Below are 16152 nucleotides of genomic sequence, written 5' to 3'. Positions count from 1 at the left end.
CCATAACCGGCTCAGTTCTGCGTGGAAACCAACAACCTCAGCCCTATGGAATTTGAAAACACGGTGGGACTAGCCTAACTCGGTGTCCGAAAAACCGGCAGCAGGCCAATATGCATGGCTCAGCTCCTTTCCCTTTAAGAGAAGGGCCTCATGCTTGATGTCCTCGTAAGGGCGGGCCATCCCATAATCAACAGTGAAGATCGGCATGGCCAACATCGCCTACAACATGTTCCAATACGTCTTCCACGTACACGCGTCGCAAAAGAGGGCAGCCGCCCCGCAAGGGGCAGAAATGCCGCAATCAACGGTTCAAAAACTGGCACCGAACGCGAAGGCAGCCCCTCGGCCATAGCCGGGAGTGCCACAAACCGGGTAAATCGAAGTGTCCGGTTTTTTGTATTCTTCAGGGAGAGATATTTCCTTCTCTATAGCATTAGCTAATTTTCCGCGACTAATATAAGGCTTAAAAAGCGTCTGTGGTGCCGTTGATGTCACTAATATCAAATAATTAGTATATTCATGAAATTGAGTAAGTGATGTATATTTTTTGCCCAACAAGGTTCAGCAAATTAGACGTGGTATTGTTCACCACGACAAGATCCCACTGCTCGGCTTCTGCATGAGGCTTATCTACCAGCAATTCATCAATCGTCGGGAGCGCCGAATAAACATAACCTAGATTTTGTCCACGAAGACGCGCGGGCTCCAGATTGGGATCGAAGACAAACAGCTTGTGTCCCGCTTCAAGAAGCTTTCGGGCAAGGTCCACGTTAGGGCTCTCGCGCAAATCATCTGTACCAGCCTTGAACGCAAGACCAACCATCAACACTCTACCGCCTGTCTGGGGCAAGAGCTTCTGAGCAGCCTCAAATTGATGGTTCTTATGTGCTTCGTTAGAACGAAGAAGGCTGTCAAGTAGATGCGTCTGGGCGTTCACATCATGAGCAATAAATGTCAGAGCTCTAACATCCTTAGGCAAACAAGAGCCGCCAAACGCCCCGCCGGGGCGCGTGTAATAGGGGGATATGTTAAGTTTTGTGTCCGAAACGAAAATTTCGTGTACCTTGGCCGCCGAAATTCCTAGTCTCTCACAGATGCGACCGATTTCATTTGCAAAAGCAACCTTAACTGCATGCCAGGAATTGTCTACGAATTTTGTTATTTCCGCTTCCTCGAAGCATGTGTAAAAAACTGGCGCCTTAATGTTTTCATGTAACGCATCCATAACCTTCGACGGCTGACCATCACTTGTGCCGATTACAATTTTGGGTGGGTTAAAGTAGTCGTGGATCGCAGTAGCCTCACGCAAAAACTCGGGATTGTACACTAAACTAATACGCGTATGCCAATCAGCGCCTAATAGTGATCGAAATATCGGCGAAATCAGACGCTCGCATGTCCCCGGCCGCATGGTAGAGCGATAAGACACCGTGAGCCGCGCCTCTGGCATTTCGGCCATGGCCTTTCCGATTTGACGCGTGACATCGGCGATGTAGCGCATGTCGTGAGCACCGTTCGTGCCTGAGGGAGTACCGACGCAGACGATCGCGAGATCAGTGCCAATCAAAGCATCCGGGACTGATTGAGTTGCTGACAGCAGCTTGGCGTCGAGAGCTTTTTGCATGAGCTCCTGAAGGCCTGGTTCTTGGAAGGGGGCGATACCACGTCCGATCTCAGCGATCTTGGTCTCGGATACATCAACGCCAACGACCGTATGTCCTTCACTTGTGATACAGCATGCCGCAGTAAACCCAACATAGCCCATTCCGAATATGGCAATTTTCATATTGTTCTCCTTGCGAACCCAAACCCAACTACCCCTTCGCGCCTTGGCCGCGCGAATAGATGTCCTCGTATCGAATGATATCATCTTCGCCGAGATAGGCCCCGGTCTGGACCTCGATCAGCACCATGGGCACCTTCCCTGGATTTTCCATACGATGAATAGCACCAACCGGTATGTAGACCGACTGGTTTTCGGTCACGAGTTTTACCTCGCTGTCGACGGTAACCCGCGCTGTGCCTGAGACAACGATCCAGTGTTCGGAGCGATGCACATGACTCTGCAGGGAGAGGGCCGCTCCTGGATGCACGACGATGCGCTTAACCTGGAAACGGTCGGACAGCGCTAATGTCTCGAACCAGCCCCACGGGCGGTGGTCCCGCAGAAAAGTGTCGGCCTGGCGGGCGCCCTGCTTTGCAAGTGCTTCGACGGCAAGCTTGACATCCTGGGCGCGCGAGCGGTGGGCAATCAGCACGGCATCATTCATCGCCACTGCGATCACGTCTTTCAAGCCAAGGCCGACCAGATGCAGCCCGTCCGTGTCGGAGCGCAATAGCGAGCCGTCGCAGTCGATGGCGGTGGCCTCGCCTCCGAGACTGTTGCCGCGGGCATCTCTACCCATTTCGTTGGCGACCATGTCCCAGCCGCCGAGATCCGACCAGCCGGCGGCAAAGGGGACGGTGATCAGATTTGTAGCGCGTTCCATTACCGCATAATCGATAGAAATCGAGGGCACGCGGCTAAAAGCGGATGGATCGAGCCGCAAAAAGCCGAGATCAGATTTTGCCTGATCGACAGCCTCGGTAACCATCGCGACCAAATCTGGCTCAAGGTTGCGAAAGACGTTAAGAATAGTCGAAGCCTTGAACAGGAAAATCCCGGCATTCCAAAGATAGGAGCCAGAAGAGTACATGACCTCCGCCTTGTCGCGGTTGGGCTTTTCAACAAAACGCTTAAGAGCTACTGGCTCGCCTTCGACAGCAGGGCGTGAGAGTTCCTGCCAGCCATAGCCGGTTTCAGCATGGGTAGGGCGAATGCCGAAGGTGACGATCTGGTCGGCATGCGCGGCCTCAATACCTGCTGCAACAGCAGTGCGGAAGGCTGCTGGATCGGGGACGACATGGTCGGCAGGCGCAACCAACATCAACCCGTCCGGATCTGACTTTGCGATATGAAGGGCAGCGGCCAGAACAGCAGGTGCTGTATTTCGCGACTCCGGCTCGATCAGGATTGCGCCGGGTTCGATGCCGACAGCAGCCAGTTGTTCGGTGACGATGAAGCGATATTCCGACGCTGTGATGATCACAGGTTGGGTAAACCCCTCGGCATAGAGCCGTTTAGCAGAAGCCTGGAACAGGCTATCTTCGCCGATCAGTGGGGCAAACTGCTTTGGAAAACTCTTGCGTGACAGCGGCCAAAGCCGCGTCCCAGCGCCACCAACTAGCAATACTGGAGTAATGAACTTCATGTCAGCTTGCTTTCTATAGTGTTGTTTCGGGGTTGTTCCCGGCGTGCTGGTAAAGGAAGCTTCAACTGTTCTTCGATCGCCGGACAAATATCCGAAAGGTAAAATAGCAGAGGAGACATCGGCAAGTATGAGGTCGTCCTTGGCGCCGTCAAACGTTTGGCCCTTGAAGCAAGAGCAAGCGACCTGCTGTGGCTCGGCGAGCTTCAATATGCCATCGGACAGCTCCAATTCATCACTAGCACCGCGCTCCTGTGCTCCAAGATCTTGAGGATCTCCGGCTACAGAACGTAACGACCATTGATGAAGAAATTTGACGGGGCTTCTCCCTTAGCGTGCTCTTCCAAAATTTCGGTGACCTTGCAGCAAGCTTCCAGTGCATCGCCAACGCCAACGGTGCCATGTTTTTGGGCGTGGTGTGGAGCACATTCTTCCATGGCAACGAAATTGACGCCCATCTTTTCGTAAAGCTGGAACATGCCGTTCAGGCAGGACTCCTGACCAGACGTGATCGTGTCAAGCAGAGGCATTGCTAAGGGTTCGCATCCGACGATATGACGCGCGCACCAGACCGCGTGGCAAACATCGAGTGGCTCCCGCTGGCGGGTAAAGTTTGTCTCGCCAGCGGTCGGCTGGAGCGCGTCCACCATACTCAACTCGGCATTCTTGTTGCGAGACTTGAGCCTCTGCTCCCATTCAAACTGGATGTCGAGGTAACCCTCGATAACGATCTTGCCTTGGCCCGTGGCAAAGACTAAATGTTCGATATCAGCCTCGATCGCCTTGTCCACCACATAGTGGATCCCGGGCTTGTTGACGTCGGTCATCATTTCTTTTGGAACGGATTTGATAGCATGCAGGAAACGAGTGCCAAGGCCGCCAGGTGAATGTACGGCCAGGCGGAGTCTATTTGGTTGAACCATTAACGTCCCTCGATAAAACAGTTAAGATTAAGGCTTGGAAATCCATGTGTTTCTTCCTAGCCGCAAAAGGCAGCACAGGCCTTGTATTTTCCGCCCGAGGGCTTTTCCTTCTGCTTCAGAGCGAGTTCAATACCGGTCAATCAGGAGTTCGTCATGGCATTGTGTTCCGGTGTTAGAGTGTAAAAGAGACGCCAGCCATCAAGACGACAATTGTGACAACGATTGACATAACGAACCAGAGCTGTGGAATCGAGAGACCAATGATGGCTTCCAGAACGATCTCTTTTTTCCATGACAGTCACGTAATTTTCACCATTTACTCGAACCGCATGTACCATTCCATTACATTTGTGCAATGCAAATTGAGAGTGTTGGTTAACCTGACTGAACTGACAGCATGAGAGACAGTGTCATTGTTCAAGTTACGCAATGCTTCCATGCTCTGATCCCTAAAAACTGGACCGTTCATAATTGGAGTTTTCCGCGATAACCTCCCGGCTGGGAGAAGGAGCGGAAGCATGAAGGCATCGAAGTTCTGGGACGCCCAGAAGGCGTTCATTTTGAAGCAGGGCGACGACGGCGTGCCGGTGGCAGAGATTTGCCGGAAGGCGGGGATCAGCCAGGCGACCTATTTCAATTGGCGCAAGAAGTATGCGGTGTTGGTTTCCGCGCAGAACTGAGCCGGTGGGGGTGCGGACGAAAACTTGGACCACCAAGGAGGTAGTTCATGTATTCCTATGCAGACAGACTTCGAGCGGTTGAGCTCTATATCCGGCTTGGCAAGCGGCTTAACGCGACCATTCGCCAGTTGGGATATCCCACCAAGAATGCGTTGAGGGGCTGGTACCGCGAGTACGTACAGCATCTCGACCTGCGTGTTCAGCCGGTAGCGCGAGCACCAAAATACACCGAGGCTCAAAGACTGACGGCACTTGAGCACTTTCGCACCCATGATCGTTGCATCTCCGCGACCATGAGGGCGCTTGGCTGTCCCGGACGAGGGACACTGACCGCATGGGTCCGGGAGGCGTTTCCGGAGACGCGGACATCGATTGTCGGGCGATCGTGGCACCCTGGCTATTCAGACGAGGTCGGGCAAGTGGGTGTCATCGGACTATGCAGTGGAGATGAAACCGCTCAAAAGGTCGCTGACCGGCTGGGCGTCTCGCGGTCGACATTATACAGCTGGCAGGACCAGCTTCTCGGTCATGAGGCTCCTTCATCCATGAAACGCCGCAAAGCAAACTCCAAGGTGCCTGAACGTGAGGAACTCGAGCGACAGCTTGAAGCCCTCCAGCGTGATGTCCACCAGTTCCAACTTGAGCATGATCTCCTGAAGAAGGCCAACGAACTCATAAAAACGTATGGCCCGCCCCGTTGGCAATAGGGTTATTGATGACTTTGCTTGGTCGTGCACAAACGTATCCGGCATAGTGGCACATTGGCCCTCGCCATGATGGAGATCCGCGCGTTCTGGTCCTCATAAAAGACTCGGCGTTGTTGCGCCGTTTTTTGAACCAGGCTTCCAGAGACGCGGGTGTTCGACCCTTCCGGCCATCACTATCCTTCCGCCAACCTGACATGGCTCCAGCTTGCCGGAACCAATTCCTCGTGGTCTGTCGTAAGCTTACGTCATTGCAGCAGCCCCCATCTGCGGGTGGAAGCGCACCCCACGTTGCAGCGTTGCCCAAGCGATCCTGGCGAGTTTAGCAGCCAGCGCGACAATGACGACGTTCCGGTGGGCGCGTGACAAAAGCCCTCGTAACCACTCGCCTAGAGGCGTTGCTTGTTTGGATAGGCTGGGTAACGCCGCTCTTGCACCATGTATCAGCAACATGCGCAGGTAGACGTTGCCCCGCTTGGTTATCCTCAGTAACCGCGGCTTTCCACCTGTCGTCATCTGCTTCGGCACAAGACCCAGCCAGGCGGGGACGTCGCGGGCCTGCCGAAACGCCTCACCATCTCCGATGGCCGCAACAAGTGCGGTTGCGCCAAGCACGCCAATGCCCGGAATCGAGGCCAGACGGCTCGCGGCTTCATCTGTCCGAGCGTGCTCACTCAGGTCGTCGTTCAGCACATTGATGCGCTCGTTGAGGGATCGCCACTCAGCTCGCATATCGCCGACGAGCCTGAGCATGCGTGCGGAAAGGTCGGCAGGTGGCTCAGCAAGGAATGGATCGATCTCCCGTTCAAGGATCTCGCGTCCCTGGCGAAAGGTATGTCCACGCTCGAGCAGGATCGCCCGGAGCTGGTTTACGAGTGTCTTTCGCGCAGCGACCAGACGAGAACGAGCGCGGTGGAGGGTCTGCAGGTCGAGCCGGTCCTGGCTCTTCAACTCAACGAACCGCATGCTGGGTCGTGTTGCCGCCTCGGCGATACCTGCCGCATCATTGTCGTCATTCTTTTGCGCTCGGACGTAAGGGCGGACATACTCTGGAGACATCAGGCGCACCTCATGTCCCTGCGCTGCAAACAGGCGACCAACATGGTGCGCGCCGCAGCACGCCTCCATGGCTACGGTACAGGGCTGAAGCTTGTCTGCGAGGTCGGCAAGGGTCGCTCGTCTGACACGGCGGCGCAGGACAACCCGGTCCCCCGCATCCAGCCCTACGACACTGTTGAGGTTCTTGCCCAGATCTATTCCAAGGGTCACCATGGTCATTGGCTCGCTCCTTTCTCTCAAGCACACCAGCATCATACCTCGAAGCTAGTGGGAGGGGCGGGCCATCCCATAAAAGACCTGGGCGTCGATCTGCAGATCCTGAGTAATCGGGAGAAGACGCTGCTGATTGACGCCCTTAAAGAAGTGTACCGTTTGCCAGAGTTGCTCGCACAGCTTCGAATTGCCCGAAGCTCGTACTTCTACCATCGCGCCCGCATATGCTTGGCAGACAAGTATGCCGCCGTCCGCGACAGCCTGGCTGAAATCTTTGAAGCTAACCGTCGTTGCTACGGTTATCGACGGCTGCAGGCGTCCCTGGCCAAACAGAGCGTGATAGTATCGGAAAAGGTGGTCCAGCGCTTGATGAAGCAGGAGCAACTGGTTGTTGCCAAGCCGCGTCGACGGCGTTTTGGATCATATCTGGGAGAAATCAGCCCAGCGCCCGAGAACCTGATCAATCGCGACTTCCATGCAAAAGCGCCAAACATGAAGTGGCTGACAGACATCACCGAGTTCCAGATCCCTGCGGGCAAAGTGTACCTCTCGCCCATCATCGACTGCTTCGACGGCATGGTCATCAGTTGGTCGATTGGAACGCAGCCAGATGCAGGCCTGGTCAATACCATGCTGGATGCCACCATTGAGACGGTGAGCAAAGGAGAGGAAAGGCCAATCGTCCATTCCGATCGTGGAGCTCATTATCGCTGGCCGGGCTGGCTGACACGGATCAGCAACGCGCAGCTGGTTCGCTCGATGTCCCGGAAGGGCTGCTCACAAGACAATGCTGCTTGCGAAGGCTTCTTCGGCCGGCTGAAAACCGAACTCTTCTATCCACGAGATTGGAAGGCCATCACTATCGAACAGTTCGTCGCCGAGGTGGATGCTTACATCCGCTGGTACAACGAGAAGCGCATCAAGATATCGCTAGGCTCGCTAAGCCCGGTCGAATACCGTAAGAGCCTGGGCCTGAACTTTTGAAGCAGTCCAAGTTTTTGTCCGCACCCCCACCGGCTCAGTTCCGCGTGGAAACCAACACCCGTCGACACGATGGCCGCGTTGCCGTCGAGCGATCCAATCTGCGCTGGTGTTCAGACGGCTTCGAGATCTGCTGCGACAACAAAGAGAAGGTCCGCGTTGCGTTCGCGCTCGATTGCTGTGATCGCGAAGCTACTGACCATGTCGCGACACAGAGGGTATCAAAAGTGAGGACGTCCAGGACCTGGTCATTACGGCTGTGCAGAACCGCTTCAGTCTCATCAATACCCTTCCAAAGCCAATCGAATGGCTGACTGACAACGGCTCCTGCTTCATCGCAAAGGACACCAGGTCACTGCTTGTCGATATCGGTATGGAGCCGTGCTTCACGCCCGTTCGCAGCCCTCAATCCAATGGGATGGCAGAGGCTTTCGTCAAAACGCAAGCGCGACTACGTCTCAGTGAACCCTCGGCCAGACGCCGCAACCGTCATCGCGCAACTGCCCTCATGGTTCGAACACTACAATACCCTTCACCCGCACAAGGCATTAGGGTATCGCTCGCCTCGTGAGTTCTTAACCCATCAAACAGAAACCTGATCCTGTCCGGTTTTTAAGGGGCAACTCCACTCAGCGAGCCATGCCATGATCGCCCCGCCATGGGCCTCTGTCTTTCGGGAATTTCGATCTCCGCCAAGAGGGCCAGGTCGAACGTCGCCCTGGCGAAGTCCCAGATTGAGCCAGCGGCTGACGCTTGCAGCACTCACGCCGAACCGTTCAGCAGCTTCGCGGTGGGTCACACAAGCGGAAACAGCAGCAAGCACGCGAACTCGCAGATCGACAGAGAGAGCTTTTGACATATCTGCCGACCTCCATCGGCAGATAGTTTGAATCAGAACACGGCTGATTTGCAAAGCCCCGAAGATTCAATCAGTCAGGGAACCGCTCTAGACGACAATTTGTCGAAATGGGGGCTCCGTGGGCATTTCTGCAATAATACCCGCTAAGGGAAAGCGAAGTTGTTTGGATTGAAACGGTTAGCGCGGATCGGCCTGAAGCGTTCGAGGGGTCGGTCAATTTCGTTCCAGAGATAGTCGCCGGTGAGTGCGATATGAGCCCAGGGAAGTGGTGCGACTTGGGAGAGCAGCTCGGCGGGAATATCGATGCCCTGGGTGCGGACATAATCGACAGCGCGGCTGAGATAGACGGTGTTCCACAGGATAATGGCGTTGACGACGAGGTTGAGACCTGACGCCCGATAGGCCATGGTTTCCGCCACGCGGTTGCGCAGCTCGCCAAGCTGGTGGAGGAAGACCGCCCGGGCAAGGGCGTGACGGCTTTCACCCTTGTTGAGGATGGCATGCGATCTGCGCCGGAGCTTGGTGTCGAGCAACCAGTCGCAGATGAAGATCGAGCGTTCAATCCGGCCCATTTCGCGTAGCGCCTGATTGAGCCGATTTTGCCGAGGCGATGCGGCAAGCTTCTTGAGGATGACGGACGGCGGCACGAGGCCCGCGCCAATCGATGACTTCAGCCGCAAGACCTCATCCCAGTGCTGCTCGATGACATCCATGTTGACGGCTCCCGAGATCAGCGCCCCGAGCGGGTCGTACGCCGCGTCGGGATCGATGACGAAGAGCCTGCGATTGCCGAGATTGCGGATACGAGGAATGAGCCTATAGCCGAAGCCATGGAACATAGCGAATGTCGTTTCGGTCGCGCCGGCGGTATCGGTTGCATGCTCATGGATTTCGACGGAGCTTTCGTTGTGAAGGAGGCCGTCGAGCACGTAGGGCGCTTCGCTCTCGGACGCCTGGATCATCCGGGAGAAGAAGGAGGCGAAACGATTGGACAGGAAGCCATAGACCGAAGCACCTGGTCTTTTGCCGTATTTTGCATTGTATTCGAGGCTGGCTTCACCGCGCCCGCCTGCCGGAAAGAACTGCCCGTCCGAGGAGGAGATATGACCGTCGCCCCAGACCGCGGCGAAGGGATGAGCCTGCTGCGCATCGACCAGCACGGCGGTCGCCGTAGCATAGGTTTCCGAGCGCAGATGCCTATCTACCATCAGCATCATCTGGTGGATCGTGACGCCGCGTGAGCTTTCCGCCATGCGTTCAGCACCGGCGTTGGTGGCGTCGGCAAGGATAGCGGCCATCAGCGCCGGCTCGTCGTTCGCCGTCTCGCCGGTGCGATAGTGTGTGAAGCTGTCAAGGAACCTGGTCCAGCTGTGGACCTCGGCAAGCAGGCTGGTGATCCTGATCCGGGGAACGAGGATGTAAAGACGCCGGCTGAGCGCGACGATCCCGTCACGCTCCTCCTCGCGGATCGGGGAGACCGACAAACCCTTGTCGGAAATAGCCGCATCCGGAATGGCGTTGGCGGCCGCCGCCCTTGCCAGCTCTTTGAGTTTCGCGTCGAGCGTGGCGGTGCGTTCGGCTCGCCATTCGGCAAAGCTGTCAGGGATGGCAAGCCCGAGCCGGCCTTCGGCGCGCATCAGGGCAAAGATCGGTCGAGGCAGAAGATAATCCTCGAAACTGCGCCATGCTCGGCTGCCATCAACCCATATGTCACCGGCCCGCAGGCGCTCCCGAAGGTGAACGAGTACCGCCACTTCCCAAGCCCGAAGGTCGATGGTGACACCGTCCGAGCGCACACGTCGCCGCCACTTGCGCGTCATGAACGCGAACGGCACCTGCGCGGGTAGTTTCCTGCCACTGTAGAGCGCACGCAGATGATCCACTGCCTTCAAAACCGGATCATCGGGACGAAACGACCGGAAAGAGAACGCGCCGAACATGAGCCTGCCCAGCTTTCGCAGCGATTTGTGCCGCTCTATGAGCTCATCGAATTCGTCGCTGCGATCGGGGCGCACGACGGACCTGGCTGCGGCCACGCTGGCGGTCAATCCGTCCCAGCCGAGTGAGACTGCAATTGCGGATGCGAGATCGGTGTTGTTCTCACGGGCGGCCAGAAGCGCCTCGCCAAGCTTGAGATGATCGAGCGCCACCCCATCAAGAATCTCGGCTTCTTTCAGCCGGCGTTCTGTGCGGCTCAGTTCAGCCTTGCGCCGGGTGCTGCCGATCAGTTTGCAGAACATGTCGATCGCAAGGTCGGTGATTGCCGCCTGCCTCTCGATGACGAACGCCGTCAGCGTGGCGTAGCGGCGCTCGGATGTAAGGCGTCGTATCTCACGGGCATGCAGAATGCGGGCGTCCCGGGCGATGATGCCATAGCGGTTGGCATGGATCGTTTTACGTCGCTCATCGGAAATCGCCGCCGAACGCAGAACCTCAAGCCGGGCAATCAGGCCCTTGAGGTTTTTCAGTTTCGTCCCCTCCGGCGCTTCCGCAATCCAGCCGAGATGGCTCCGATCGCCGGACCGATCGATGAGAAGCTGATCAAGCGCCTCGATGGACGGTTGCTCCATGCCCCGGATCAAGCCGCGATAAGCCTGTCGTCGCGCTGCCGCCCGGCCCGCCATCGCCAGACGTATCAGCAGTTCCGGCACAGGAACGAGCAGCTTCCTCTCCTTCAGGGCTTCGATCACGGCCTTGGTGATCGGCTCGCCTTGTTCGGTAGCGGCTGCCTCGCGTGCCGCCGCGGTGATCAGGGATCGATAATCGCTCGCCCGGACGGGCCGGAGATCCAGTGCGACGACAATCTCCCGCGTATGTTCTCGACGGGTTTCCTCCCGCTGGGCATAGAGTGCGAACACCGCAGCGTCGATGCCCAACTGGTCGGCGACAACGGAGACGACTGCCTGAGGCGGAACTTCCCCAGCGCGGAGCGGACGACCGAGATCACGCACCAGGGCGAGTTGGATGGCAAAACCCAGACGATTATGCGATCGGCGATGCGCCCTGGCGAAAGCGATGTCCTCAGCGGACAGCGCATAGCGCGCGAGGGCCTCTTCATAAACATCGGGTGGGTCGAACAGAACGGTGCGCGACTGCGCGTCGAGGAAGGCCATCGGTCACACCCGCTCTCAAACTGGGGGAGCAGGCTCATCTTCTTTGCCCGGTCCGGTCCATCCGGTTCGCCGCAATGTATCGATGAGAGTCGAGCGCGGCACCTTGAATGTCCGACACACCGACGCCTTGCTGGCGCCGGCTTCCAGCGCCGCCAGAATCTGCTCAACCTTTTCGGTGTCGATCGTCGGTGGCCTACCGCCCTTGCGACCGCGCCGGCGTGCCGCCGCCAGTCCAGCGTTGACCCGCTCCGTGATCAGCACTCTCTCGTATTCGGCGAGCGTGCCAAACAGGTTGAACAGGAACGCACCGTGCGAATTCGTCGTGTCGATAGCTTCCGTCAAAGAGCGGAAGGCGACCCCGCGCATCTTCAGATCCTCAACGATTCTGATCAGGTGGGAGAGTGATCGGCCCAGACGGTCGAGCTTCCAAACGACCAGCACGTCACCCTCGCACAATTCCGCAAGGCAAGCCTTCAGCCCCGGCCGATCGTCGCGCGCGCCCGAAGCGCGATCCTGATGCAGGTGACGCTGATCGACCCCGGCCGCGAGCAGGGCGTCGCGCTGCAAGGCAACCGACTGCCGCTCATCACCGCTCGATACCCGCATGTAACCGATCAACATGCACGACAAACCTCAAATTCCGTGTTGCCGCACAGTCTCACATTCCGACAGGGTTTGTCGCGCAAATAATTGCCCAGTCACCCCGTCGATTTCGACCCGCCGAACCGCTACGCGGAAATCATCTGTTTTCCGTCACACCAAAAATCTCTTAGCGGGTAATATTGCAGAGATTCCCACGGAGCCCCAAATGGGGGAGGTTTTTGGAGGTTTCCAGTTGCTGAGCGCTCAGTTGGCCATCGACCTGCTTAAAAAAGCTGTCGTTGGTTGCCTGAAATTTTATCGGAACTTGTTAAAAAGATGGTCAAAGTTGCTGCATTGCAACATTGCTTATCGCTGTCGACCAAAGTTAACTATTTGTTAAGTTTCCTAGTGACGCACGGTTTGGGCTGTATTAAACGTATGTGGGGAAAAGGCCAGCCGGTCTTTTATTTGTCCCGTTGCGATCAATACATTCAGAGTTTGAGATATGGCAGAGCTGGGCGCCGTTGGTCATAGTCATGCGTTTGGGTCCTCGATTGGTGGATCCGGCTTCCGTCGACCTAAGTCTTTGGACCTTCTCTTGAAGAGGGTGCTTGATATTGTAGCATCGCTTTCCGTGCTTATTCTGTTGATGCCCGCACTTTTATTGATCGCAATCCTGGTGCGGCTTGAGAGCCCCGGTTCGCCGATTTTTTCGCAGTTGCGCTGGGGAATGAATGGCAAGAAGATCCGCATCTATAAATTTCGATCGATGCGTGCAGATCTTTGCGACGCCTCCGGCGTGACGCAGACCGTGAAGCATGATCCTCGTATTACCAAGCTGGGTGCTTTCTTGCGGAAATCTAATCTTGATGAATTGCCGCAGTTGTTCAACGTGTTGATTGGTGATATGTCACTGGTTGGACCGCGCTGCCATGCAATTGGTATGCTTGCAGGTGGAATGCTCTATGAAGACCTTGTCCCGACCTATCATCAGCGTCACAAAATGCGCCCAGGTTTGACTGGCTTGGCACAGGTAAGGGGGCTGAGGGGCCCCACCGACAAGGTCTCGAAGGCGAAAGCCCGGGTCAATGCAGATCTGTACTACATCGAAAATTTCTCCTTCATCTTGGACGTGAAGATCATTTTCGGCACCATCTGGTCGGAGCTCAAGGGTGGTAAGGGATTCTGAACACCTTCGCTGGTTCGGCTGGAGATCGTTGGAGGTTCGGGATAAGGCGCTAATTTGCGGATTAAGATTGCCTGCATTCGACTGGCTGGCAGGTATCAGCTCTTTGGACGCGATAGCGTTCGGGCAATATCGATGATGTCATCACGGGCGGCTGTCGGATCATCCTTGCTCCAGGCAACACCGAGCCCGATCTTCAGATCGATCCCTGTCACCTTCTTCAGCACAACGTCCCTGCCCGGCAGATCTCCTGTCCATTCCGGTGCAAAGCCGACGCCCAGACCGGATGACACAAGCGAGATCAGCGAGAAGGTGTCGTCACAGGTATAGGCGACATTGTCATTCAGCCCATGCTCCTCGAAGGTCTCCGCAAAATAGCGCTCGGTGTAGGAGAGGTTCTGTCGCTTGAAGGCGATGATCTTCTCGGCCCTCAGATCCTCGATCGTCACTTCGTTTTTTGACGCAAGCGGATTGCCCGACGGCACTGCCAGCAGATAGCGCTCATGGGCAATCGAGAAGAAGCGCAGCGAGCCAATGTTCTCGACCGGCCGAATGAAGCCGAGGTTCAGCTTGCCGCATTCGAGCTGCCGGATGATTTCCGATGTCGAGCCATTCGAGACATGCAGGCGGATGTCGGGAAACTTCCGGCCGATGCGCGCCAGGAACGCCGGCAGCACTCCTGTCGTCGCCGGATAGATCGTGCCGATCCTGATCTCCCGCATGGTCCTGCCTCCTGCCGCACGCGCCATCTCGGCTGACAGATCCAGTTCTCCCAGCATTCTGACACAGCGATCGTAGAACACCTCCCCTGCCCGCGTCAGTTCGACCTTGCGGGTCGAGCGCGTCAGCAACTGCACCCCAAGCCCCTTTTCCAGCGCCTGGACCTGCGTGCTCAGTGCCGGCTGGGCAATGTTCACCCGCATGGCCGCACGACCGAAGTGCAGTTCTTCAGCGACAGCGACAAAATAGGAGAGTTGGCGGAGTTCCATGACCATCCTTCTCGGGCGAAAGTTCGACTGAGGTCCTGTGATAGTCAATATGGGACTGTCAGTCCGTCGATTGTCAAGCACTTATTCCTGCACCATTGACGAATGGATACTCGTAAGACAATCGGCTGGAACGTTAGACTTCTGCGCGTGGAGCTTGGCCTGTCACAGGAGCGACTTGCACTTGAGACAGATATCGACCGATCCTATGTCGGGCGTATCGAGCGTGGGACCGAAAATGTAACGGTTGCTGCACTAGATGCGATAGCCAGAGCTCTCGGCGTGCCAGTATCGAGGCTCTTTGTCGAGCCAGATGAGATCGAACCTCCGCCTCCGCTACGTTCCGGTCGTAAACGACGATCGTCTTAAAATAATAGTGATATTTGGATTTCGACTGTGATGCTGGAATTACATTGTCCAGCTTCACGTCGGCGGTTTTCATGTCCGAGGGGAATGAATCCAATGCGGTCGCTATTAGACCGCCTGCAGCCATGACGGCACTTTCTCACTGGGAACAACCAGAAGAAAGTGAGAACTGTTATGGGTATGCGTGAGCGAATGCGACGTTTGATCGTTGGTCTTTTTCCGTTGCTTGGTTTTGTGGGTGTTGTCGGTGGTGGCAGTTCGGTGGCTGCAGAGCAGCTGGTGTTGAACAGCTATGGCGGGCCTTATGAGGAGATCATCCGTTCTCGGATCATCGAGCCGTTTGAGGCTGAGACCGGCATTCGTGTGGTCTATGATGCTGTGGGGTCTTCCTCACAGGACTATGCGAAGATCAAGGCGACGGGTGGTCGTCCGGGCTTTGATGTCGTCGTCATGACCGCTGCCCAGGCACTGCAGGGGTGTCAGGAAGGTCTGCTTCAGGAACTGCCGGTTGACGTGATTGGTGAGCTTGCGGCTCTGTCGCCGCGTCTTTCTGATGCTGCCGGGCCCTGTGGGGCGGTGCATGAAGTGCAGTATATGTCGCTGCTCTATCGCACTGATCATGTCGAGGGTGTGCCATCCTCCTGGAATCTGTTGCTTGAGCCCGCGCTATCCGGTCGGGTGATCCTGCCGACCTTTCAGAATGTCATGGCGGTCAACCTGCTACAGGTGATGTCTCACATGAATGGTGGCGGACTGGTCGATGATCTCGATCCGGGTTTTGCCGCCATGGCCTCTGTGGCGCGTCAGTCGATTGGCTTTGAGCAATCCTCGGCGCTTCTTGACAGCTATATCAGGGACGGTTCCGTCTGGGCGATGCCGTTCTGGAATGGACGGGCGCAGCTGCTGGTCGATTCCGGGGCGCCTGTCGATTACGTCCGTCCCGCCGAGGGCACGATCCCGCTGATTGCGACCCTGAGCGTGCCCGTCGGTGCTGAAAACAAGGACGCGGCCTATCGCTTCATCGACTTCTTCCTGCGGAAATCCAGTCAGGAAGCCTGGGTCGAGGGCTACCGTGTCAGCAGTGCGCGCAGTGATATCACTGTGCCGGAAGAGCTTCTTTCCCGTCAGATCAGCGAGGCGGAGCTTGATCAGTTGCTTTTGCCTGATCTTACTGTCATGGCGACACGCATGCCCGAATGGTCCGAGCGTTGGGACCGTGATGTCGTGTCAGCGGCGCGTCGGTAAGGGGGCG

Annotated in this window: 9 protein-coding genes and 6 pseudogenes; 7 read left to right on the top strand and 8 right to left on the bottom strand. The window is 56.6% G+C overall.

Annotated elements, in window-relative coordinates:
• Positions 1–517: 517 nt before the first annotated feature.
• The 3 genes and pseudogenes from D4A92_RS22640 to D4A92_RS22630 all read right to left on the bottom strand — a co-directional run bounded on the left by D4A92_RS22640 (position 518) and on the right by D4A92_RS22630 (position 4171).
• Positions 518–1786: a nucleotide sugar dehydrogenase gene (locus tag D4A92_RS22640; RefSeq protein ID WP_203020841.1), complete on the bottom strand. Its 1269-nt coding sequence runs from the start codon at positions 1784–1786 to the stop codon at positions 518–520.
• Between the two features lie 28 nt (positions 1787–1814).
• On the bottom strand, positions 1815–3251 hold the full coding sequence (locus tag D4A92_RS22635) for a mannose-1-phosphate guanylyltransferase/mannose-6-phosphate isomerase (protein WP_203020839.1): 1437 nt from the start codon (positions 3249–3251) through the stop codon (positions 1815–1817).
• Positions 3248–4171, bottom strand: a pseudogene (locus D4A92_RS22630) (UTP--glucose-1-phosphate uridylyltransferase). The gene D4A92_RS22635 and the pseudogene D4A92_RS22630 overlap by 4 nt, the downstream one beginning before the upstream one ends.
• Positions 4172–4689: 518 nt before the next feature.
• Here D4A92_RS22630 and D4A92_RS22625 point away from each other — a divergent pair.
• Positions 4690–4827, top strand: a pseudogene (locus tag D4A92_RS22625) (transposase); the annotation flags it as partial.
• A 71-nt stretch (positions 4828–4898) separates the two neighbouring features.
• Positions 4899–5531 (top strand): annotated as a pseudogene (locus tag D4A92_RS22620) (transposase); the annotation flags it as partial.
• Positions 5532–5798: 267 nt separating this feature from the next.
• Here D4A92_RS22620 and D4A92_RS22615 read toward each other — a convergent pair.
• Complete coding sequence (locus tag D4A92_RS22615; protein WP_203020837.1) at positions 5799–6833, bottom strand: IS110 family transposase; 1035 nt, start codon at positions 6831–6833, stop codon at positions 5799–5801.
• Positions 6834–6905: 72 nt separating this feature from the next.
• Here D4A92_RS22615 and D4A92_RS22610 point away from each other — a divergent pair.
• A pseudogene (locus D4A92_RS22610) lies at positions 6906–7811 on the top strand (IS3 family transposase); the annotation flags it as partial.
• A gap of 59 nt (positions 7812–7870) precedes the next feature.
• Positions 7871–8407 (top strand): annotated as a pseudogene (locus D4A92_RS22605) (DDE-type integrase/transposase/recombinase); the annotation flags it as partial.
• A gap of 44 nt (positions 8408–8451) precedes the next feature.
• On the opposite strand, the pseudogene D4A92_RS22600 reads toward D4A92_RS22605, so the two are convergent.
• The 3 genes and pseudogenes from D4A92_RS22600 to D4A92_RS22590 form a co-directional block, all read right to left on the bottom strand.
• Positions 8452–8667, bottom strand: a pseudogene (locus D4A92_RS22600) (IS630 family transposase); the annotation flags it as partial.
• Between the two features lie 143 nt (positions 8668–8810).
• Positions 8811–11780: a Tn3 family transposase gene (locus D4A92_RS22595; protein ID WP_072495413.1), complete on the bottom strand. Its 2970-nt coding sequence runs from the start codon at positions 11778–11780 to the stop codon at positions 8811–8813.
• 15 nt (positions 11781–11795) lie between these two features.
• Entirely contained in the window at positions 11796–12401 is a 606-nt protein-coding gene (locus tag D4A92_RS22590; RefSeq protein WP_055971942.1) for a recombinase family protein, read from the bottom strand.
• A 466-nt stretch (positions 12402–12867) separates the two neighbouring features.
• Here D4A92_RS22590 and D4A92_RS22585 point away from each other — a divergent pair, with 466 nt between their 5' ends.
• Complete coding sequence (locus D4A92_RS22585) at positions 12868–13551, top strand: sugar transferase (protein WP_203020835.1); 684 nt, start codon at positions 12868–12870, stop codon at positions 13549–13551.
• A gap of 95 nt (positions 13552–13646) precedes the next feature.
• Here the strand turns inward: D4A92_RS22585 and D4A92_RS22580 are convergent, their stop codons facing one another.
• Positions 13647–14537, bottom strand: a complete 891-nt coding sequence (locus tag D4A92_RS22580) for a LysR family transcriptional regulator (protein WP_203020834.1) — start codon at positions 14535–14537, stop codon at positions 13647–13649.
• A 102-nt stretch (positions 14538–14639) separates the two neighbouring features.
• On the opposite strand from D4A92_RS22580, the gene D4A92_RS22575 reads away from it, so the two are divergent.
• Both D4A92_RS22575 and D4A92_RS22570 read left to right on the top strand, forming a co-directional pair.
• Positions 14640–14903 carry a helix-turn-helix domain-containing protein gene (locus tag D4A92_RS22575; protein WP_203020833.1) on the top strand — a complete coding sequence of 88 codons (264 nt, stop codon included), beginning with the start codon at positions 14640–14642 and terminating at the stop codon, positions 14901–14903.
• 189 nt (positions 14904–15092) lie between these two features.
• Entirely contained in the window at positions 15093–16145 is a 1053-nt protein-coding gene (locus D4A92_RS22570; RefSeq protein ID WP_246754160.1) for an ABC transporter substrate-binding protein, read from the top strand.
• Positions 16146–16152 lie beyond the last annotated feature (7 nt).

The organism is Rhizobium rosettiformans (assembly GCF_016806065.1).
GTDB lineage: Bacteria > Pseudomonadota > Alphaproteobacteria > Rhizobiales > Rhizobiaceae > Allorhizobium.
Note: the sequence above shows the minus strand (reverse complement) of the source record. Positions and strands in the feature narration are given on the sequence as shown.